Source organism: Jeotgalibacillus sp. ET6 (assembly GCF_029667115.1).
Classification (GTDB): Bacteria; Bacillota; Bacilli; order Bacillales; family Jeotgalibacillaceae; genus Jeotgalibacillus.
The window spans coordinates 1-22,115 of record NZ_JARUIU010000010.1 but is presented as its reverse complement, the minus strand read 5'-3'; the positions used below and the strand labels follow the sequence as shown (position 1 = coordinate 22,115).

Genomic DNA, 22,115 nt, shown 5'->3' with positions numbered 1-22,115 from the left:
ATTTCTCCTTTAGGGTCAGGTCATTTTCATGTACAATAGAGTGTAGGATGAAAAGCACTCTCCTAAGTCAGGAGGAAAAAAGATGAGTAAAAAAATGGATTCCATTAAAATGAAACGGTTGCTTGAAGATCGGCTTAAGCGGGTGGATCGAACGATAAGCTATAATCGTGAAAAAGACGAAATCCGGATTGAAAACAATGATACTCAAAAAGGAATTGAAGTTTCCATACCAAGTGTAATTGGAAAATGGAATGAAAAGAAAGATGCAGCAATCGATGAAGTTGTCTATTATGTGGAAGAAGCGCTAAATGTAATGGGAAAAGAAACGAAAGTAGAGTCCGCACAAAAGCAGGTGCTGCCTGTTATTCGTTCCACTTCCTTTCCGGTGGAAGCTTCTGAAGGCATTCCCTTCATATTTGATGAGCACACCGCTGAAACACGTATCTACTATGCTGTTGATCTTGGCACTACGTACCGCTTAATTGACAAGGACTTTATGGATAAGCAGGGCTGGACAAAAAAGCAGATAAAAGAAATGGCCCTCTTTAATGTACGATCTCTGCCAACTGAGGTAAAAAAAGATGAAGTAGCAGGCAATGTATTTTATTTTATGAATACAAATGACGGCTATGATGCCAGCAGGATTCTAAATGAGTCTTTTCTGAAAGAAATGTCTGCTAAAATGGAAGGCGAGATGACAGTTGCCGTTCCGCATCAGGATGTCCTGATTATTGGAGATATGAGAAATGAAACCGGGTATGATGTCCTTGCCCAAATGGCGATGTCCTTTTTTGCAGGAGGGCATGTTCCGATTACTGCGCTTTCCTTTATTTATGACAATGGAGAGCTTGAGCCAGTATTTATCATGGGAAAAAATAAAAGAAGAGAATAAGGAGAAACAGACATGAATGTTTTTTACAACCGTAATGGCATTGGAGATGTATTACTAATTACATTAGCATCGGTCCCCGCAGATGCACGATCATTTGAGCGGAAAAATGATGCAGCAAAGATTATCAACACTGAAACTGGTGAAACAGCAGGGTACAATCTTTTTAATGCTTCTGCCTACTTTCAGACGGAAGAAGCAGGACCTGTTGAGATGAATGAAGAAAAACTCGGTGTGCTGAATGAAGCGCTTCGTAAAAATGGCTTTCCTGAAGAGTTGACGGCTGATTTTTCACCTAAATTTGTTGTAGGCTATATTGAATCGAAGGAAAAACACCCTAATGCCGATAAGCTGAATATCTGCCAAGTTCAAGTCGGAGAAGAGAAGCTGCAAATCGTTTGCGGTGCTCCTAATGTGGACCAGGGCCAAAAAGTAGTGGTAGCGAAAGTCGGGGCAGTGATGCCAGGCGGTATGGTGATTAAAGACGCTGAATTAAGAGGAGTTCCTTCAAGCGGCATGATTTGTTCAGCGAAGGAGCTTAATTTAAAAGATGCTCCACAGGAAAAGGGGATTTTAGTCCTTGAAGATTCATATGAAGCAGGAGAGCCATTTCCTCTCACTTAATGTTTCAACATTTCCGCCCTGTTTGTTTTCCTATAAGGCTAGGAAGATCAGCAGGGTCTTTTTTGCGGTCTGTATTGGCTTTTAGGGAAGGTGACAATAGAATCCGGACTATTTAAATATGTCTTCACCCCTTATTCTGTCATAATGTAAACCGTTTTACCCAATTCATGGTTTTGACTCCAATTTAAGAAAAAAACTGATAAAATGTAAAGGAACTTAAAGAAATGAGTGATCGTAATGAGTTGGATTAAAAAAGTTCTGTCCTACCTTCAGCAGGAAGAAAAAGAGGAGCAGGTTAAACGGTCAGCACCTCTTTCAAAGAAAGAATCTTCCGCTGCAAAGAAAGGTAACCAGATGGACACGAAAATGGTTTATCAGTATCCGAAGGGAGCATTTCGCTTCCCTATCATACCGGACGAAAAAACGGAACGCCCACAGAGAGAAGAGAGTCCGAAGAAGAATGGCAATAATTATGATGCAGAAAGAAAAGCATCAGAGCGGGTATATGACGAAAAAATTAAAGTAAAAAAAGAAGGCTCAAAAAAGCCTTTTACACCAACTGAAGTTCCGTCACCGATCTATGGCTTTCAAAAAAGACCGGTTAAACCGGAGATAGAGGAAATTGAGTACGAACTTCCGGTGGCGGAGAGAAAAATTAACCCGTTTAAACCGGCAGTATTCACATCAGAAAAGGCGTCTGTTTACAAGCAGCAGACTCCAACTGAAAAAACGGAACTAAAAGAAGAAGCTGCGGCTGAAGAAAAAACGGTGCTGTCTTCCGAGAATCCTTTTGAAATCAGGGGAGGAACTTCCTTTACAGGGATTGACCGTGAAAGCACTGAGGAAGAGACTGGTCGATCTTCAGCAAATGAAAATACATCAGTTGAGACTGTAAGCAGTGATCTGCCTAGTGCAGAGACTCAGGCAACAGATGAAAAACCAGCACCTCTGCATCTTGTGCCAGATTCACATAGGGATGACGAGGAAGAAGACAACTATCGAGAGAGTGAAAAAGAAAAAATCACTGTCAATTCGGATGAAGATGAGCCGTTGGATCAGGAATTGCCGGTTTCTGAAGAAGTGAAAAGTGAACAAACGGCTCCAGTTAAAAAAGAAAAAAAAGGCGGCAGCCTGCCTTTTAATGTTTTAATGCTTAAACAAGACAGAAGAAAAGCCCGTGACCGAGAGCAAAAAAAAACGGTAAATAACCAGCAGGACCAGGTGGCATCGCAGGGCACCCATCATGTTAACGAACCTCATGAGGAGGACACAGTGATTCCAAATGCTTCACTTGAAAATGCGCAGGAAGAACTGTCTTATTTTGCTTTTCCTTCTATGGATCTGTTGATGCCGCCCATTCACGCTGAAGTGGATCAGGACTGGCTTGATGAACAAACTTCCGTGCTTGACGATACATTATTTTCTTTTAACGTAAATGCAAAAGTAAAACATGTAACACAAGGGCCATCTGTTACAAGGTTTGAAATTTTCCCAGAAAAGGGTGTGAAGGTCAGTAAGATAACAGGCCTTACAGACGACATTAAGCTTAGCCTTGCTGCACGGGATATCAGAATGGAAGCTCCAATACCCGGCAAGATGGCAGTAGGGATTGAAATTCCGAATCCATCCAGCCGTCCGGTTGCCTTGAAGGAAATCCTGGATCATCCTGCCTTTAAAGAGTCTTCTGCTGCACTTCCGATTGCTCTTGGCCTGGATATTGAAGGCCAGCCAGTTGTTACCGATATCGGGAAAATGCCGCATGGACTGATTGCTGGAGCTACAGGTTCAGGAAAGAGTGTATGCATAAATTCAATTTTAATCAGTTTGCTCTATCATTCTTCACCTGATGATCTCAAGCTGCTGTTAATTGACCCTAAGATGGTCGAGCTTGCACCTTACAATCATATTCCGCATCTTGTCAGTCCCGTCATCACCGACGTAAAGGCTGCAACAGCAGCGTTAAAATGGGCTGTAGAAGAAATGGAAAGAAGGTATCAGCTTTTTGCACATGCGGGTGTCAGAGACATCAGCAAGTATAATCAAAAAGCAAAAGAAGCACGGGAATTCAATAAGAAACTTCCTTATTTAGTTATTGTGATTGATGAACTCGCAGATTTGATGATGATGTCTCCTGCTGACGTGGAAGAAGCCATTTGCCGTATTGCACAAAAAGCCCGTGCATGCGGAATTCATTTGCTGATCGCAACACAGCGGCCTTCAGTTGATGTGATAACGGGTTTAATTAAAGCGAATGTGCCAACACGGGTTGCCTTTTCAGTCAGTTCCCAGGTCGATTCAAGGACGATTATTGATACCTCAGGAGCAGACAGGCTTCTTGGAAGAGGTGATATGCTCTTTTTAGGCAATGGAGCCTCGAAACCGATAAGGCTTCAAGGTACTTTTGTCTCTGACGATGAAATCGATGCCGTGGTTTCTCACGTCAGAAAGGAACGGGAAGTCAATTACCTTTTCCACCAGGAAGAGCTCTTGGCAAAAGTGGAAATACAGGAAGAGGAAGACGAACTCCTTATTGACGCCTGTGAACTTGTCGTTTCTCACGGCGGAGCATCGACCTCTCTGCTGCAGCGCCAGTTCAGAATTGGATACAATCGTGCCGCCCGTCTAATCGATATGATGGAGAAGCAGGGCTGGATCTCCGAAGCGAAAGGAAGCAAGCCAAGAGATGTACTAATGACGAATGAAGATCTGGAATCACTGCAAAATACAGGAACAAGTCAATAGTCTATACCATTCTGATACTTAGCACATAGTTTATTGAAAGAGACAAACGTGCTATAATAAAAAAATATGCGTTTTCAACTAATCTGATTAACACCATCCTGTGCCTAACATATACTGCAACAAGGCAGAGGATCGTTGGAGGTTTAAATATGACAAGTTATCATTTTGTAGGAATAAAAGGATCTGGAATGAGTCCTCTGGCTCAAATATTGCACGACATGAATCATCATGTTCAGGGTTCTGATATAGACAAACATTTTTTTACACAAGTTCCCCTTGAAGAACGTGACATACAAATTTTGCCGTTTAGCCGGGAGAATATCCGCCCTGGTATGACAGTCATTGCAGGAAATGCTTATCCGGATGAGCATGAGGAGATCGACGAAGCCCGCAGCCAGGGATTAGAAGTGATCCGTTATCATAAATTTCTCGGTGATTTTATGAAGCGGTATGTTTCAATCGGCGTCTCAGGCGCACATGGTAAAACATCGACAACGGGCCTGCTTGCCCATGTAATGCAGGGTGGGGACAGAACCTCTTTCTTAATCGGAGACGGTACTGGAAAAGGAATGGAAGACAGCAAATACTTTGCTTTTGAAGCGTGTGAGTACAGAAGGCACTTTCTTTCCTATTCACCTGATTACATGATTATGACCAATATAGATTTTGACCATCCTGATTATTTCGCTGATGTAGATGATGTTTTTTCAGCGTTTCAGGAAATGGCTATGCAGGTAAATAAAGGAATCATTGCGTGCGGTGATGATGAACAGCTGCAGAAAATGCAGGCAAATGTGCCTGTCTTATTTTATGGATTTGATGAAGATAATGACTTTCAGGCAAGAAATATCGTGACAACGCCTGAAGGAACAACTTTTGATGTACAGGTCCGAAATGAATTTTACGCAACGTTTACCATTCCGATGTTTGGAAATCATACCATCCTGAATGCATTATCAGTTATTGCTCTTTGCCATTATGAAGGCTTCGATACAGAAGTGGTTCAGGCTCAGCTTAAAACATTCAGCGGGGTTAAAAGACGTTTTACCGAGAAAAAGGTTCAAAACCAAATTCTGATTGATGATTACGCGCATCACCCGACTGAAATCAGGGCAACACTCGACTCTGCTTCAAAAAAATACCCGGGACGTGAAATTGTGGCCATTTTTCAGCCGCATACCTTCACGAGGACCCAAACGTTCCTCAATGATTTTGCGGACTGTCTGAATAAAGCTGATCAGGTTTATCTATGTGATATTTTCGGGTCAGCAAGAGAAAATCATGGCAAACTTACAATCCATGATCTTAAAGAAAAAATTGAAGGAGCAGTTCTTTTAAATGCAGAAGATCCTTCTCTTCTTTCCAAGCATAAAGACGCTGTGCTTATTTTTATGGGAGCAGGAGACATTCAAAAATTCCAGCAATCCTATGAGGACTGGATTTTAGCTAAGAGCTGAAATAAATCAATATCATTCACGCCAAAATGGCAGGGTCTTAACTGAAAAAGCACTTAAAATTGAGGAAGTATTCTTTGCCATTTTAAGATAGCGGTGTGGAATCTTACCGCAGTTCAATAAACCACACTTTAAGAACCTGAGACACATTTGTTGTCTCAGGTTCTTTTTAAATTGTCACATCCATCATAATTCCGATATCAGCAATCAGGCTGCATGTAGTTGGTTCAATGAAATTTTTTTTATTGAGAAGGAATTAAGCTGGTGTAAATAGAAAATATAAGGAATAGCAAGTTTAGTGTATAATTTGCAAGGGTATATCCACTATATGAAATAGGAAGGAGATGAATCATTCATGGAAATTATACTTTACATTAGTGCAGCCATTGCTGCTGTAGGATTTTTAGTACTATGCATTAGCCTTGCCACTACACTTACTGCTATGAAAAAAACGTTGGATAATCTCGCAGGAACAGTAGGGGCACTTCAAAATCAGCTTGACGGCATTACGAAAGAGACGACAGATTTATTACATAAAACGAATGGTCTTGCTGAAGATATCCAGGACAAATCGTTAAAATTAAATACTGTTGTTGACGCGGTGAAAGGTGTCGGAACGAATGTTCAGCAGCTGAATAACTCAATTGGTAAAATTACGCACTCAATCAGCCGTTCGGTTGAAAATAACGAAGAAAAAATTGCTCAGGTTGTTCAGTGGAGCAATGTAGCAATGGAAATTCGCGACAAGTGGAAAGCACGCAGCGCAAAGCCTGCCAACTTTTCAACAGATTACCCGGAACCACAGCGAGCACTTCCGCCCGCTGACGAACAGAGATCCTATTAATTTCCATATCCAGTAAGTTAAACAGGGAGGTAATCTAATGGCTCAATACGATAAACATTCAACATATGATACGGTTTCAACGAAAGAAAGCAGCTCTAAGGAATTTATCCTTGGGGCAGTAATCGGAGGCGCGATTGGTGCAGCTACTGCACTGTTTCTTGCTCCAAAGTCAGGTACAGAGCTCCGTCAGGACTTAAATAATCAGGCAGGATTGTTAAAAGAACGTTCTTATGAGTGGAAAGATCAGGCTGTTACAAAGGGTAATGAGTTAGCATCAACAGCAAAAGAAAAATCAGCAGGCATTACACAGACAGTGCAAAACCAGTCCAACTCCTTAGTTGAAAAAGTAAAATCAATGAAGGAGAAAAATTCATCATCAGACCAGGAAGAAACATTCGATGCAGGAGATCAAGGTTCAGCAGATCTTCCAAGGAATGAAAGTACGGTATCATCTATTCCAACCGTAACTCCTGTTGATCCGGCAACTCCAAAAACAGATCCTGCTCCACTTAGTGAGGATACAAAGTTAAATAAGTAATTCACAGAAAAACGGTGAAGCTTTACTTCATCGTTTTTTCTTGGAAATGTTAACAAAGGAGTGTTTATTTTGAATAAAATTGATTCAATTAGTGAATTTGACGAGCTACTTTCAACCAAGCAGTCTTTTTTCCTTTTAAAGCACAGCCTTACATGCCCGATAAGTGCTTCTGCTTATGAAGAGTACAAAAATTTTGATGCCCATGAACAAGCAGACACATATTATCTGGCTGTACAGGAAGCCAAAGAGCTCTCAGCGTATATAGCAGATCAATTTGGTGTGAGGCATGAGTCGCCACAGGCACTTTACTTTAAAGATAAAAAACCTGTATGGAATACATCTCACTTCAAGATTAAAGAAAAAGCACTTAAAGATCAGCTGCAGTAGAGGCACGTCAAGATTTATCATAGTAACCCTATCTGTTGAAAAAGCCGCCTTTCCAAATGGAATGGCGGCTTTTGTTGCTGTATACAGCTTATTTAACGTAAAGCTCCAGAACATCCCCTGTTTTAATCGGCTCATCAAGAGAAGCATGCACGCCGTTTTTTTGAATAACAACTTTACCGGTAGTGCCTGTTGGAGGCTGCCAGTCTGAATAACGAAATACATCCTGAAAAACAAATTCTCTTGCGCTGCTTTTATGGATTATTAATTCTTCGTCATAAATTAAAGAGTCTTCTCCCTTTAGCGGCTCATTATTTCGAAAAATGATAGCAGATGGTTGATTCAGAACAATCAGATCTCCATTAAAAGATACTTCTATTTTATGATGGGCAGGAAGAGCTAATTCTGTAAGAAGGAGAGCTGCTGTTGGCTTTGAATGTCCTTTTACTTCGATCACATCATTCTGTTTTACTTCCCCCGATAAAAATTCAGGCCGCAATGGAAGATGATTAACCTTAACTCTTGCATCCCATTGAGGAAAAAAGGTGCGTTTGCCATCTAATATAAGACGAAATGGTTTACTCTCGTTTTTCTGGATGTCTATACCTGCCTGCCTGATTACTTCGAAATAAGACAGGTTCTTATTAAATTTCACTGAATCTCTGTCCTCCAACTCATAATCCGGGGACTGTACTACACCATTCACTCTTATTTCTTTTTTCACCACATAGGAGCTCCTGTTTATCTCAACCTCTATATCAAGTGACTCTTCTTCTAGAATATCGCGAATTCTGGTTGTGAATGGCTGACCCTGTTCTCCTTGTTGAATGATAATGTCATCTCCCGGTCGAATGGGATCGTTGATTTGAGCAGGCAGGCCATTTAGCTGAATTACAGGCGGCTGTCCTTCACCTCCGGGTATGGTCAGCTTTTGACTGTTCAGCATAATCATTTTGGCAGGCGCCGGGGTACCTTGCATGTTTGAAAACTTAATTCCGCCAGCAAGAAGGGCATCAGAAATTAAAAGCTGTTTTACTTCAAATAGACGTACTTCATGGCCATTCAGGGTGACTGTTACATACTTTATTGGCGATTTTTTTGCGGCAATGGCGATTCCTACAGGAGTGATAAATTCAGGACCCTCCGTGATAGAATCCCTAAACGTTAATCCTTGCACCGCTTCTATCCCTCTTACGGCAACTCTTGAGGAAGGCAGGTTCAATTTTCGAGAAAGAAGCTCCGGCAGCAGCGGTGTAAGGCTTCCTCCACCAACGAGCATGACTGCTTTTGGGGAGTTCTGATTGTTTAAGCGCATTATTTCCTCGGAAATGGCCACTGCCAGCTTTTCTGCAGAAGGGCGTAGAGCCTCTACCATTTCATCTCTGGAGACTTCGTTTTCAAAGCCCAGAATATCAGAAATGACGAGTGTATTTGACGTTTGGATTTTTCTCTTCGTTTCTTCTGCCAGCGGGAAATCCAATATAAAATGTTCACTGAGGCATTCTGTTATTTCATCACCGGCAATGGGCACCATTCCATAGGCGACTACTGTTCCATCGTTTGTAATGGCAATATCCGAAGTTCCCGCTCCGATATCAACAAGTGCTATATTCAGCTTTCTCATTGAAGCCGGAATCAGCACATTAATCGCTGCGATAGGTTCTAATGTAAGGGCACCCATAGAAAGACCGGCTCTTTTTAGAGAAGCTATCAAAGATTCAATGACTATTCGAGGTAGAAAGGTAGCTATAATTGCAACAGATGCTGTATCGCCTTTTTGATCCTCGAGAGATCCTATGTTTTGTCCATCTATCATATAGTGCAGGACCGAATAGCCAACACAGTGATAATGGTGGCTGTTTTCATCTTGGGCTGCTTTCTCCTGAGCTAATTGGACAGCCTGCAGCTCCATATGTAAAATATCCTGCTGTGACAGATTTTGATTTTTTGACAGCGGCAAATCAAAACGTGCCTGACTTGTAATTAATGCCCGTCCTGCGGCTGCAACCGAGACGGTAGTTAAGGAGCCGTAGCACTGCTCAAACTCTTCTTTAATTTCAATAATTAGTTCGGCAACGGCAGGGACGTGATGAATCTGTCCATCGAGCATTGCCCGGCTTTTATGATCTTTCTGTATGATTTTTTCTACTGTGTAATGGTCTTCCTTATAAGATAAAATCAGACCTACTATCGAACGGGTTCCAATATCAAGGGCGAAAATTCTTTCAGTATTCAATAAGTACTGCACATCCTTTTCTTTATCACTTTAACGCTTAAAAGCGTTTAATAAATAAAGTTTTTCGTGACATTCTAAGAAGGTTGGATTATAATAAGGAACAATTGATGAGTTGCTTTCAACATTCTCTTATTTAGAAATAGCAGGTCCTTCGATAACAGGGCTACGCTATCCAAAATGTACCACACTTTTGGCAGAGGGAAAAGATGAAATCAATCAATTAAATTACTTGAAAAAGGGTCTGTTAACAGGATTCACTTTCTGATAGCTGGAATAAGCAGCCGCTTATTGTCCAGCCGAATAAAGTCTATGCCGACGTTAACCGAGACTCAAAAGAAAGGAATGTTTAATATGAGCAATGTGGAATTGGATCAGCTTAGAAAAAGAGTAGATGAGATGAACCTTCAACTGCTGGACGTTATCAATCAGCGTGCAGAGTTGGTTCAAGAGATCGGGCGAGTAAAAGAAAAGCAGGGTGTTAACCGTTTTGAGCCAGTACGAGAACGTGCCATGCTGGACCTTTTAAATGAAAACAACAAAGGACCATTTCTCAATTCCACGATTGAGCATATTTTCAAAGAGATATTCAAGGCCGGTCTTGAGCTTCAGAAAGACGATCATCGCAAGGCGCTGCTTGTATCTAGAAAGAAAAAATCGGATGATACAGTGGTAGAGCTTAAAGGCGAACAAATCGGAAATGGCAAGCCGCAATTTATTTTCGGCCCATGTGCTGTTGAATCCTATGAACAGGTGGCTGCGGTTGCTAAGCAGGTTCAGGGCAAAGGACTTAAATTGCTGCGTGGCGGAGCATACAAACCAAGAACCTCTCCTTATGATTTTCAGGGTCTTGGCCTTGAAGGGCTGCAGATTCTAAAGCGTGTTGCAGATGAATACGATCTGGCTGTAATCAGTGAAATTGTAAATCCGGCTCATATAGAAGAAGCTGTTGATTATATTGATGTGATTCAAATAGGCGCGAGGAATATGCAAAACTTTGAATTGCTTAAAGCAGCAGGCGCTGCAAAAAAACCAGTCCTGTTGAAACGTGGCCTTGCAGCAACAATTGATGAATTTATTAACGCTGCTGAATATATTATGGCACAGGGAAATGATCAGATCATATTGTGTGAGCGGGGAATCCGCACATACGAAAAAGCAACCAGAAATACACTGGATATATCAGCCGTGCCAATCCTGAAACAGGAAACTCATCTACCAGTCATGGTTGATGTGACCCATTCAACCGGCAGAAGAGACTTGCTTCTTCCTACAGCAAAAGCAGCTCTTGCTATCGGCGCAGATGGCGTAATGGCAGAAGTACATCCTGATCCGGCAGTTGCTTTGTCTGATTCTGCTCAGCAAATGAACTTTGAGCAATTTGATCATTTCTGGGGTGCAGTTCAAGAATTTTTAGGTGTTCATGCGAAATCCTAGTTGAGAAGGACTCTTCCTGTCTGGTGCAGATGCACTGGATGGGGAGAGTTTTTTGTTTGGCTTTATTGCCTGCAGTACATACTAGTAAATACGAACGTTTTATGTCTTCTTACTCTAATGATTGAAAGCGTTACAACACTAGCGTATGATTATGTACATATGTGAACAAATAGGTGTACAGACAAGTTAACCTTAGATTCTGTCCGCTTTTTCGTGTAAAATGAAAACAAATGAAAATGAGAATGCTTAAAGGAGCGCTTACAATGAATATAACGATTTATGATGTAGCAAGAGAAGCAAATGTATCAATGGCGACTGTTTCACGTGTTGTCAATGGCAACCCAAATGTAAAACCGGCTACAAGAAAAAAGGTGCTCGAGGTCATTGACCGTCTTGGCTACCGGCCAAATGCAGTAGCAAGAGGGCTTGCAAGCAAAAAAACAACTACAGTAGGGGTTATTATCCCTGATATTTCAAATATCTTTTTTGCTGAGCTGGCAAGGGGAATTGAAGATATTGCCACCATGTATAAATACAACATTATTTTAAGCAACTCAGATCAGAATGAAGAAAAAGAACTTCATTTATTGAATACCATGCTTGGAAAACAAGTGGACGGAATTGTGTTCATGGGAGGCAATATAACGGAGGAGCATGTGGCTGAATTTAAGCGTTCACCTGTTCCAATCGTTATTGCAGGCTCAGTCGACGCGACCAACGAAACTCCGTCTGTTAATATCGACTATCATCAGGCTTCGTTTGATGCTGTATCCCGTTTGGTTGAAAAAGGACATAAAGAAATTGCTTTTGTCAGCGGACCGTTTCACGATACGATCAACCGGGCATTAAAGCTTGAAGGCTATCGTGAGGCACTGCAGGAAGCAGGCATTGATTATACTGACGATCTGGTCATTGAAGGTGATTATACGTATGACAGCGGACTTGAAGCATGGTCGCGGCTGCAGGAGCTTTCAACAAAACCGACTGCTATTTTTGTAGGAAATGATGAAATGGCGCTTGGTGTTGTGCACGGTGCGCAGGATCAGGGGTTGAATATTCCGAATGATACTGAAGTCATCTCTTTTGACAGCACGAAACTCGCGCTCATGGTTCGCCCGCAGCTAACTTCTGTTGTTCAGCCGCTTTATGATATTGGTGCGGTTGCGATGCGTTTACTTACAAAATTAATGAATAAAGAAGAAATCGATAATCAAACAGTGGTTCTTCCTCATCGAATTGAGGGCAGACAATCAACAAAAAACGAAGGCTAATCAGCCGGTTGCATAACGGCAGGGGAGACGGTTATGAAAAATCTTGATTTTCTGACGCCTGTTGGGGTGGCAGCAGGGATACTGATGATTGGTATTGCAGTAGCATGGAATGGGGGATTGGAGGGCTTTTCTTCCTTTCTCCACCTTCCTTCTATTTTAATTGTTTTTGGAGGCATTCTTGCGGCAATGCTCGTCAGCTTTCCAATTCGTGAACTTAAACGGTTTGGCAGAGTGAGTGTTCAGTCTTTTAAAAGCTCAAAAGATAATTTAAGAGAAACTGTAGATTTGTTTGTTCATCTTTCAGAGATTGCTAGAAAAGAAGGCATCCTTTCTTTGGAGAAAGAGCTTGCAGAGATTCACAATCCATTCATCAAAAGAGGCATTTATTTAACGATAGATGGTGTTGATGCAGAAACCATAGAAAACATACTTCATGCTGAAATGATTTCATTGGAAGAACGCCATCGCAAAGGAAGAAGAATGGTGGAAAAAGCAGGGGACTATGCACCTGCGTGGGGAATGATTGGAACGTTGATCGGCTTGATACTGATGCTGAAAGATTTAAATGATCCTGCTTCTTTGGGACCGAATATGGCCATTGCCCTTTTGACGACGTTTTACGGCGTCCTTCTTGCTAATCTTGTTTTTAATCCGATGGCTGCAAAGCTTGCGACCTCGACAGAAAAAGAATTATTTACAGGCAGAGTCATTGTCGAAGGGGTTATTGGCATCCACAACGGTCAGAACCCAAGAGTTCTTGAGGACCAGCTTGCTGTTTATTTAACCGGGGAAGAGACGGCGCCTGGAGTACGCGATGTCTAAAGGTAAAAGGCCGATTATCAGAGTTGAGGACCGATCGTCAGATACACCAAAATGGATGATTACATACGCTGATTTTATTATGCTGATTCTTGTTTTTTTTATCCTGTTATTTTCCATATCCCAAATGGATGAAGAAAAATTTGATGCAATTGCGCAATCGTTCAAGGAAGAGGGCTTGTTTGATTCCTCTCCTTCTATTGTTCCTTTTGAAGATCCTATGGATGGTGAGGAGCAAAACGATGAGCAGCTTGCCAGTTTAATGCAGCAGATCGAGCAGTATCTTGATAAAGAAAATCTGCAGGATACAGTAATAGCTTCAAGGACTGACAGGGGAGTGGTCATTGTTTTACAGGAACAGGTTTTATTTAATTCGGGAGAAGCGGAAATTCTTCCTCAGGCATTTTCTGTACTCGATAAGGTAGGGGAACTGATTGAAGGAATTCCTAATTTCGTGAGGGTAGAAGGACACACAGATGACCGTCCTATACAAACCGCTCAATACCCCTCAAACTGGGAGCTTTCAACAGCCAGATCAAGCAGCGTTCTCCGTTATATGCTTGATTCACACGAGATTGAAAGTGACCGTTTTGCCGCGGTCGGCTATGGCGATACAAGACCGGAAGTTCCGAATGACGGTCCTGCCAACTGGACGTTAAACCGAAGAGTAGAAATTGTAATTTTAAATCGTTTTTATGAAGAAGAGTCAGAACAGTAATTGGATAAAAGAGAATAAATTAGAAAAAGAATGCCCCCATGAATTTTTTCATGAAGGCATTCTTTTTAATATAATGAATTGCTTCGGGCAGTCTTACTTTTTGGATTGAGACCGTATAGGGTAAAGTGCTTTCTCCACAGTCTGCTGATTTTTTTCTGAGATTTCTTTCTTTCTGGGAATCTCTTTATATAGCTGAGCAGGGTCTGACCAGGTATCGATTAACGGAACAGGCGATTCCTTTTGCCATTGATTCAGCCATTCAGAAGAAATCTTATCAGATGTAAGTGTGAAATCGGACATCTCCATCCAGATATGAGCCCATGCCCTGGGGACTACCCGCCAGATATCATACCCTCCGCCGCCAACAGCTATCCATCTGCCATCACAGTACTCGTGGGCGAGCATATGAGCCAGTCTCGGGATTTCGCAATAAATCTTCATAGTCGATGATAGGTGAGTGAGCGGATCTAAACAATGCGCATCCGCACCATTCTGCGTCAAAATAACATCCGGTTTGAAAAATTCAACAATCTCCCGGAACGATTGTTCGTAAGCTGCGAGAAAAGACTCATCTTCCGTAAATGCATCAAGTGGAATATTGAAGGAGTATCCATATCCTTTTCCATGACCGCGTTCATTCACTGCTCCTGTTCCGGGGAACAGATAGCGTCCCGTTTCGTGGATAGAGAGTGTACACACGGATGGATCATCATAAAATGACCATTGAACCCCGTCTCCATGGTGGGCATCTGTATCGATATATAACACCTTCGCCCCGTATTTTTCCTGCAGGTACTTTATGGCTACAGAGCTGTCATTGTAAATACAAAATCCGGAGGCTTTTCCTCTGAAGCCGTGATGAAGGCCGCCGCCGAGATTAACCGCATGCTGTGCTTGTTTTGACATCACCATATCAACAGCTGTCAGCGTACCGCCCACAAGCCGTGCACTCGCTTCATGCATGCCTTTGAATACAGGAGTGTCTTCTGTCCCCAGCCCGTAGCTTTCAGCTTTCTCCCCGGGCAGTTTTCCTTCTCCTGCAAGCTTTACTGCTTCTATATACGCTCTATCATGAACAAGCGACAATTCCTCATCACTTGCCAGCCTTGGCGCAACGATATCTTCGTCAGAAATAGCATTAGTTTTTCGCAGCAGATCCAGCGTGAGCTGCAGTCTTTTCTGATTAAACGGATGATCATTTGAAAAACGGTAATTCAGCAGATCATCCGAATAAATAAAAACAGCTTTTTTTAAAGCGGATGGTTGGGAAGTTGTGGCCATAATACATCGTGCCCTTCCTCGCGCAGATCATCAATGACGGACATGGGGTTCATTGTCTGTACGCGAAATACTAAAATCTTATAATTTTCGTCTTTCTTATCTGGATAAACAAGCACACTATGAATATTGGAATGATTTTTCCTGATGATCCCGGCTACTTCAAAGAGCATGCCTGCTCTGTCAGGTACTTTTACTTCTATTTGCGAGCCAGGCTGTTTTGCACCAGTCAGTTGAATTAAGGTATGTAATAAATCCGTTTCAGTCACCATGCCAATTAATTTTCCATCACTCACGATGGGCAGGCAGCCAATTTGTTCTTCCATGAACAGCAGCGCAATTTCCTCTACAAAATCCAGTGGGTGTCCTGTAATTACAGGTGTTGTCATGATGTCCTTTACTTTAGTATCAAAGAGTTCCCGTGAATCAGCAGGTTGAAAAGGGGAAGGGGAAAACTCCTTTATATCCCGGTCTGTTAAAATTCCTATTACCTTTTGGGAGGAATCCAGGATAGGCAGGTGTCTGATTTTAAGTTCTGCCATTTTTTCGATCGCCTGTGCCAGGGTGGATTCTGGAGTAAGTGTGTGTACATTTCGAATCATCATATCTTCTATAATCATGACGGACTTCCTCCTAGCGATTAGTACATAAACCGATTCATAAAGCGCAGCTGATCAAATTGTTCAATGGAAGAAGGTTTAATCCGCTTTCCAATCCTGGCCATTAAACAATTTGCCGGATGCGAACTGATTTCCGGATCGTCTGTTGCATAATACTCCAAACCGCCTGCATTCATCATCTTTTCCATTACTTTTCGATATTCCCATACATTCAGACCAGTTCCTTTTAAATCCCAATGCCAGTAGTATTCAGTTGTGATGATAATATAATCTTCCATTGCATCATCCATCATGGACACTCGAAGAAGATTTTTTCCTACAGATGCACCGCGGAACTTCGGAATTACTTCAATTGCGCCAAGCTCAATTAAATTCTCCATTTTGCCGTGCGACCAGCGTTCAAGAGGATCCGGATACAGATACGTTACGTAGCCGACGATCGTATTGTGATCTCTGGCAATAATAATTCTTCCCTCAGGAAGGTCAGCAATTTCGATCAGAGCTTTATGTTGCTGGGTCGGCGGTCGAAAAGCCACAAGGTCTTCATGAAATTCCAGGGAAGAAAGGTCATTTGCTGATAAGGGCCCTTCAATCACAATGGAACCTTTCGTTGTTTTGAGTTCCTTTGCATTGTATATTTTCATATGGTCCATATGGACGGCTCACCTACATTTCATTGAGGTTCTATCTATAGCATACCTCAATAAATAAAGCGCTTTCAACTAAAACATTTAGATAAGTCGAATGCCGTACGTAAAAGTCTCTTATTTTTAAAAATTGAGATAATTCCGGTTTTATACTATACTGAAGTGGACATTTCTTACATAGGGGGACGATTTTATGAAATTGGAAGCGTTACCATCAGTAAATGGGAAATATAATTTAAAAGATTATGAGGAAGCAGTTTCAAGCTTCAATTGGAAAGAAGCTGAAAAAAATTTTTCCTGGCATGAAACAGGCAAAATCAATATGGCGTATGAAGCAATTGACCGTCATGCTGAAAGTGACAAAAAAAACAAAGTCGCATTATATTACAAAGACGGAAGCCGTAATGAAAAATATACATTCAGAGAAATGAAAGAGATGACGAATAAAGCTGCAAATGTATTAAAAAGCCAGGGAGACATAGAGAAGGGAGATCGTATTTTCATATTCATGCCCCGATCGCCTGAATTGTATTTCAGCCTGCTTGGTGCACTGAAAATTGGTGCGATTGTTGGCCCTTTATTTGAAGCCTTCATGGAAGGAGCGGTTAAAGACCGCCTGGAAGACAGCGAGGCAAAGGCCATCATTACTACACCAGAACTGCTGGAACGTATTCCTGTAAACGAACTTCCAAATCTTAAGCACATCTTCATAGTAGGGGAACAGGTAAAAGAAGATGGAGTTCATATCGATTTCATGAAGCATTTTGCTGCTGCGAGCCGATCTTTCTCCATTGAATGGCTTCAGCGGGATGATGGATTGATCTTGCATTATACATCGGGTTCTACGGGCAAGCCCAAGGGTGTTCTCCATGTTCAGGAAGCCATGCTTCAGCATTATCAAACATCTAAATGGGTGCTTGACCTGCGTGATGACGACATCTATTGGTGTACAGCGGATCCGGGCTGGGTAACGGGTACATCATACGGTATTTTTGGACCGTGGCTGACAGGCACTACCTCCGTCGTTGTAGGAGGACGCTTTAGTCCTGAGGCATGGTATCAGACATTGCAAGATTACGAGGTTACAGTCTGGTACAGTGCACCTACAGCATTCAGAATGCTCATGGGGGCAGGAGACGAGCTTGTGAAAAAGTATGATCTTTCTGCTTTGCGTCATGTGCTCAGTGTAGGAGAACCGTTAAACCCTGAAGTAATCCGGTGGGGCATGAAAGTGTTCCAGCACAGAATCCATGATACATGGTGGATGACTGAAACCGGCGGACAAATGATCTGCAACTATCCGACTCTTGATATAAGACCTGGTTCAATGGGGAAACCATTCCCGGGAGTGGAAGCGGCTATCGTTGATGATCAGGGAAATGAATTGCCTGCAAATCGCATGGGTAATCTGGCATTAAAGAAGGGATGGCCTTCTATGATGAATACCATCTGGAATAATGAACAAAAGTACGAGTCATACTTTATGCCAAATGGATGGTATGTTTCAGGTGATTCAGCTTATAAAGACGAAGACGGCTATTACTGGTTCCAGGGACGTATTGATGATGTTATTATGACTTCCGGAGAGCGTGTAGGACCATTTGAGGTTGAAAGTAAATTGGTGGAGCATCCTTCTGTTGCTGAAGCAGGAGTTATCGGTAAGCCGGATCCTGTCCGCGGAGAAATCATTAAAGCGTTTATAGCACTGCGGGAAGGGTATGAAGCATCAGACGAGTTAAAAGAAGAAATTCGCCAGCATGTAAAAAAAGGCTTGTCTGCTCATGCTGCTCCACGTGAAATTGAATTCAAAGACAAGCTGCCAAAAACGAGAAGCGGAAAAATTATGAGACGTGTGCTAAAAGCATGGGAACTGGACCTGCCAACAGGTGATTTGTCCACTATGGAAGATTAATAGAAAAAGTAAAAGAGGTCAACCGGCTCTGGTTGACCTCTTTCTTATGCTTATTTTTTATTCTTCATCATCTGCTGTATTTTCGCTTGAGTCAGAAGAGTTTTCTCCATCATTATCCTCATCACCATCCTCTTCGTCTTCCGGAGGATCTTCAGGTGGAGGATCTTCTTCTTCCGGAGGATCCTCAGCCTCTTCATCTTCCGGAGGATCAGGAGATTCTACTGGTTCTTCAGGTTCTTCAGGTTCTTCTTCTTCTTCTTCGTTATTGCCGTTTCCATTCCCGCCACCGTTGCCGTTTCCTCCTGATGGAGGAGTTGAGGCAGGAGGGGTTGACGTTTCCTGAGATTCTTCACTTTCTTCAGGTTCCTCCGGTTCAGGAGGAGGTGCTGATCCTATTCGCACTTCGTTTGAACGGGCAGATTCTCTTCCTGCAACATCAACTGCAACTACTTCATAGGTGCCTGCAGAAAGAGAGGCAGTCAGTGTCTCATCGACTTTACGAATGGCGACTTTGCTGTTTCCGGAATAGACGCGATAGCCTACCACGTCACTGCTTCCTGAAGGAGTCCATGTAACTGAATCTCCTGAAACTCTTGCTGTGACAGAACCAGGGCTGCTTCCGTCATCTTCAAGTCTATTGTCAGCCACCAGAAGGTTATCAAAGTAATCATTTGTATCAGAGAACAGCTTTGAAGCATCGCCTCCATACGGGTATAGCATTCTTTCTGCGAAATCAGGACTGAGCAAAGCGCCGGTGGATGAAAATTCATCCGGTGTTGAATCAAGTGCAACATATCTCTGTCCATTAATCGTCACGTATTTAGAGGTGGATAAGCCTTCGTTTTCTCCTGAAGGATTATACGCTTCTGTAGCTATTGTGTTAACTGTTAATCCTGCTGCAGAGCAAGCATCGTCCGCCGGAAGACCAGTAAAGGAGCAGATTGACCGGTTAACAACTCCGTCTGGCCGTGCAAATTGTTCAGAAGGGTCAATTAAGTCAGGATTTACTTCTCTGGCCTGGTTCATCATCTGAGCCCAAAGCGTAATCGCTCGGCGGCTGGCTTCTGATCCCATTGAAGAAGGCTGATCATAGCCAAACCAGATCCCGAATGTGATATTCGGATTTGTACCGATAAACCAGTTGTCATGAAACTCACTGGATGTTCCTGATTTTGAAGCCCAGTCAGTTGAAAAATTTAAAGTTTGTGGAGCTGCTACACCTGAGCCGTTTACCATCGTATCTCTCATCATATCCAGCGTGACATAAGATGCGGCCGGTGAAAAGATTTCTTCTGGTACGGTTTCATGTTCATAAATGACATTGCCTTCCCGATCAAGGATTTTTTCAATCATATAGGGCTCATTATATTGGCCCATATTACCAAGAGTTGCATAAGCTGCAACATTTTCTTCAACGGTTAATCCATGATCCAGCCCTCCTAAAGAGAAAGCAGGATATGAATATTCAGCATCGCTAATATTTTCCGGTCCAGTCTTTTTAAGAAACTCTCCGGGATTGTACCCATCGGCAAGCATTTTACCAAAAAGTCTGGCAGCAGAAAGGTTATGAGATTTAGCAAGAGCTGTTCTGGCTGGTAAAATCCCATATTCCTGACCTGTTACAAAGTTAACAGGTGTCCACCCATTATGAGTAAAGCTTACGTCAACGACCGGACTTGCTGCACCAATCAGTCCGTATTCGACGGCCGGGGCATACACAACAAGCGGTTTGATAGTTGAGCCGGTAGAACGATAGGTCTTGGTCGCATGGTTGGCCTGTTCCTGCTCAAAATCACGGCCGCCGGTGAAAGAGATAATTTTTCCTGTATGGTTTTCCATCAGGACAGATCCTACTTGAACAGGTGCGCTTACTTCTACGCTTTCCCCAGTTTCATCGTCAATGTCAGTGACCAATTTATTCGGTCCATAATTTTCATATTCGTTTTTAACAATTTCCATTGCATCATACAAATCTTTATCGATCGTGGAGTGAATTTCATATCCACGCTGTCCTAGATCTCTTTTGGCAATTGCCTTATATTCCTCATCAAGCGACTGGCTGTCATCTACCTGTTCTTTAGGGTAGCCGTCCTGTTCAGCAAGATAATATTTTAAAATCTCTACAGCTCGGTCTTCCAGTTCGCTTGTCACATACGGGTAGCGGTCTACTGCACTGGAGGAAGGGGGGATAAAGTCCTGTGTTAAATCATAGTTAAGAGCTTCATCATGTTCCTCTTGAGTAATAGAACCTTCCCGGAGCATTCTGTAAAGGACTTCCTGTTTTCTTTCCACTCCCGGCTGAAGGCCTTCAGGTGATTTCAATTCACCTGCATTGGTAAAAGGGGTATAGCCAAAAGGCGCCTGCGGCAGTCCAGCGATAAACGCGGCCTGAGGAAGCGTCAGATCCTTTGCGTCCACACCGAAAATACCCTGAGCAGCTGTCTGAACACCGGCTATATTATTTCCTGAGGAATTTCTTCCCATATCCGCCATGTTCAAATAAGCCTGAAGTATTTCTTCTTTTTCAAAAAATCGTTCGACACGAAGCGCAAGCAGAATTTCTTTTGCTTTTCTGTCAAAAGAGACTTCATTGGTCAATACCTGGTTTTTGATTAATTGCTGTGTGAGAGTGCTTCCCCCTGTTTGATTTGCAGAGTTGGTCACTTCCTGAAAAAGAGCACGCATAATCGCTTTAGGAACGACACCGTCATGCTCCATAAAATATTCATCCTCAGTGGCAATTACAGCATCAATTAATAGGGGAGAAACATCTTCGAGGACAACCTGTTCCCGTTCCAGGTCCGTTCTGATTTTCCCTAAGTACACTTCATTGGCAAAATAAATATCGGAAGTTTCCGTGTAATTATATAAATCCGTTTGTAGGGATTCATAAGAAAGCACCTTTTCGTCCTTTACAAGAGACGCAAAATATCCGGCACCTACTCCGCCTGCAAATGCTGCACCCAAAACTCCAAAAATAATGAGAAGTAAAAAAATATTCCACAAAACCTGATAGGAAATTCTGAATTTCTTTGCAGCACCTGCATTTACAAAAGCAGATTTTATAGAAAGCATGCGTTCTTTAAAGGCAAGTTTGCGATCTGACAATGGTTATCATCCTCCTTGAAACATCCTCTTCATTATAACATATTTTGCAGGAATTCAATGGATATTGCGGCATAATGTGCACGATGAAATCATAGGGAGCTTGACATCCTGTTAAGTAATATGGTAAAAATACGTTAACTAATCCCTATATTAAAGCATTGAAGAGAATAAGTAGAGAATCCTCCCTGTTATTTTAGAGAAGCGGTGGCCGCTGAAAACCGCTACAAAGGATTAATCGAATTACACTCTCTGAGCTGTTTTCTGCCCTGGTGGAAGACCGGATAACCTCCGTTATAAAATGAAGTGGAAGAGACAACGTTCTCTTAAGCTGGGTGGTACCGCGCATAAAAGCGTCCCTGCATACGCAAGGGGCTATTTTTATGCGCTTTTTTAATTAAAAGCGTAAGCGGCCCGTTTAGACCCGACAAGTTTAAGACCCGGAGCAAAAGGAGGCTGGTTTATGCCTCCGTTGATCTGGGACTTAAAACCTCGAGGGTCTGGCCGCTGGAGCTGGATAAAGTAAAAGCGTAAGCGGCCCGTTTAGACCCGACAAGTTTAAGACCCGGAGCAAAAGGAGGCTGGTTTATGCCTCCGTTG

17 protein-coding genes and 1 other annotated feature are annotated in these 22,115 nt (G+C 42.4%); of the genes, 12 read left to right on the top strand and 5 right to left on the bottom strand.

What is annotated here, in order from left to right; translation table 11 throughout:
* Nucleotides 1-82: 82 nt before the first annotated feature.
* The 7 genes from P6709_RS17210 to ytxJ all read left to right on the top strand — a co-directional run bounded on the left by P6709_RS17210 (nt 83) and on the right by ytxJ (nt 7,478).
* Nucleotides 83-892: a DUF1444 domain-containing protein gene (locus tag P6709_RS17210; protein WP_278242169.1), complete on the top strand. Its 810-nt coding sequence runs from the start codon at nt 83-85 to the stop codon at nt 890-892.
* Nucleotides 893-904: 12 nt separating this feature from the next.
* On the top strand, nt 905-1,513 hold the full coding sequence (gene ytpR / locus P6709_RS17205; protein WP_278242168.1) for a YtpR family tRNA-binding protein: 609 nt from the start codon (nt 905-907) through the stop codon (nt 1,511-1,513).
* A gap of 237 nt (nt 1,514-1,750) precedes the next feature.
* Nucleotides 1,751-4,255, top strand: a complete 2,505-nt coding sequence (locus P6709_RS17200) for a DNA translocase FtsK (RefSeq protein ID WP_278242167.1) — start codon at nt 1,751-1,753, stop codon at nt 4,253-4,255.
* Nucleotides 4,256-4,404: 149 nt separating this feature from the next.
* Nucleotides 4,405-5,712: a UDP-N-acetylmuramate--L-alanine ligase gene (murC, locus tag P6709_RS17195; protein WP_278242166.1), complete on the top strand. Its 1,308-nt coding sequence runs from the start codon at nt 4,405-4,407 to the stop codon at nt 5,710-5,712.
* A gap of 352 nt (nt 5,713-6,064) precedes the next feature.
* Entirely contained in the window at nt 6,065-6,553 is a 489-nt protein-coding gene (locus P6709_RS17190) for a DUF948 domain-containing protein (RefSeq protein WP_278242165.1), read from the top strand.
* A gap of 37 nt (nt 6,554-6,590) precedes the next feature.
* Nucleotides 6,591-7,091, top strand: coding sequence for a YtxH domain-containing protein (locus P6709_RS17185; protein WP_278242164.1), 501 nt, complete (start codon nt 6,591-6,593; stop codon nt 7,089-7,091).
* A gap of 60 nt (nt 7,092-7,151) precedes the next feature.
* A complete protein-coding gene (gene ytxJ / locus P6709_RS17180) occupies nt 7,152-7,478 on the top strand; it encodes a bacillithiol system redox-active protein YtxJ (RefSeq protein ID WP_336619010.1) in 327 nt (108 codons plus the stop codon).
* Nucleotides 7,479-7,566: 88 nt separating this feature from the next.
* On the opposite strand, the gene pilM is transcribed toward ytxJ, so the two are convergent.
* On the bottom strand, nt 7,567-9,711 hold the full coding sequence (gene pilM / locus P6709_RS17175; RefSeq protein ID WP_278242162.1) for a pilus assembly protein PilM: 2,145 nt from the start codon (nt 9,709-9,711) through the stop codon (nt 7,567-7,569).
* A gap of 351 nt (nt 9,712-10,062) precedes the next feature.
* Between pilM and P6709_RS17170 the strand changes: the two genes are divergently transcribed.
* The 4 genes from P6709_RS17170 to motS all read left to right on the top strand — a co-directional run bounded on the left by P6709_RS17170 (nt 10,063) and on the right by motS (nt 13,953).
* Nucleotides 10,063-11,145, top strand: coding sequence for a bifunctional 3-deoxy-7-phosphoheptulonate synthase/chorismate mutase (locus P6709_RS17170; RefSeq protein WP_278242161.1), 1,083 nt, complete (start codon nt 10,063-10,065; stop codon nt 11,143-11,145).
* Between the two features lie 263 nt (nt 11,146-11,408).
* A complete protein-coding gene (gene ccpA / locus P6709_RS17165) occupies nt 11,409-12,416 on the top strand; it encodes a catabolite control protein A (protein ID WP_278242160.1) in 1,008 nt (335 codons plus the stop codon).
* Between the two features lie 33 nt (nt 12,417-12,449).
* Complete coding sequence (locus tag P6709_RS17160; protein WP_278242159.1) at nt 12,450-13,238, top strand: MotA/TolQ/ExbB proton channel family protein; 789 nt, start codon at nt 12,450-12,452, stop codon at nt 13,236-13,238.
* Complete coding sequence (gene motS, locus P6709_RS17155; RefSeq protein ID WP_278242158.1) at nt 13,231-13,953, top strand: flagellar motor protein MotS; 723 nt, start codon at nt 13,231-13,233, stop codon at nt 13,951-13,953. The genes P6709_RS17160 and motS overlap by 8 nt, the downstream gene beginning before the upstream one ends.
* A 93-nt stretch (nt 13,954-14,046) precedes the next feature.
* Here motS and P6709_RS17150 read toward each other — a convergent pair whose 3' ends face one another.
* From P6709_RS17150 to P6709_RS17140, 3 genes are read right to left on the bottom strand one after another with little or no spacing between them, the layout of a single operon-like run.
* Nucleotides 14,047-15,234: an acetoin utilization protein AcuC gene (locus P6709_RS17150; protein WP_278242157.1), complete on the bottom strand. Its 1,188-nt coding sequence runs from the start codon at nt 15,232-15,234 to the stop codon at nt 14,047-14,049.
* Nucleotides 15,204-15,851, bottom strand: a complete 648-nt coding sequence (locus P6709_RS17145; RefSeq protein ID WP_278242156.1) for an acetoin utilization AcuB family protein — start codon at nt 15,849-15,851, stop codon at nt 15,204-15,206. Before P6709_RS17145 ends, P6709_RS17150 begins: the two co-directional genes overlap by 31 nt.
* Before the next feature lie 20 nt (nt 15,852-15,871).
* Nucleotides 15,872-16,504: a GNAT family N-acetyltransferase gene (locus P6709_RS17140; RefSeq protein ID WP_278242155.1), complete on the bottom strand. Its 633-nt coding sequence runs from the start codon at nt 16,502-16,504 to the stop codon at nt 15,872-15,874.
* 187 nt (nt 16,505-16,691) lie between these two features.
* On the opposite strand from P6709_RS17140, the gene acsA reads away from it, so the two are divergent.
* Complete coding sequence (gene acsA / locus P6709_RS17135; protein WP_278242154.1) at nt 16,692-18,410, top strand: acetate--CoA ligase; 1,719 nt, start codon at nt 16,692-16,694, stop codon at nt 18,408-18,410.
* Nucleotides 18,411-18,467: 57 nt separating this feature from the next.
* On the opposite strand, the gene P6709_RS17130 is transcribed toward acsA, so the two are convergent.
* On the bottom strand, nt 18,468-21,518 hold the full coding sequence (locus P6709_RS17130) for a transglycosylase domain-containing protein (RefSeq protein ID WP_278242153.1): 3,051 nt from the start codon (nt 21,516-21,518) through the stop codon (nt 18,468-18,470).
* Between the two features lie 149 nt (nt 21,519-21,667).
* Nucleotides 21,668-21,879 (top strand) — a binding site (T-box leader).
* Nucleotides 21,880-22,115: the final 236 nt, after the last annotated feature.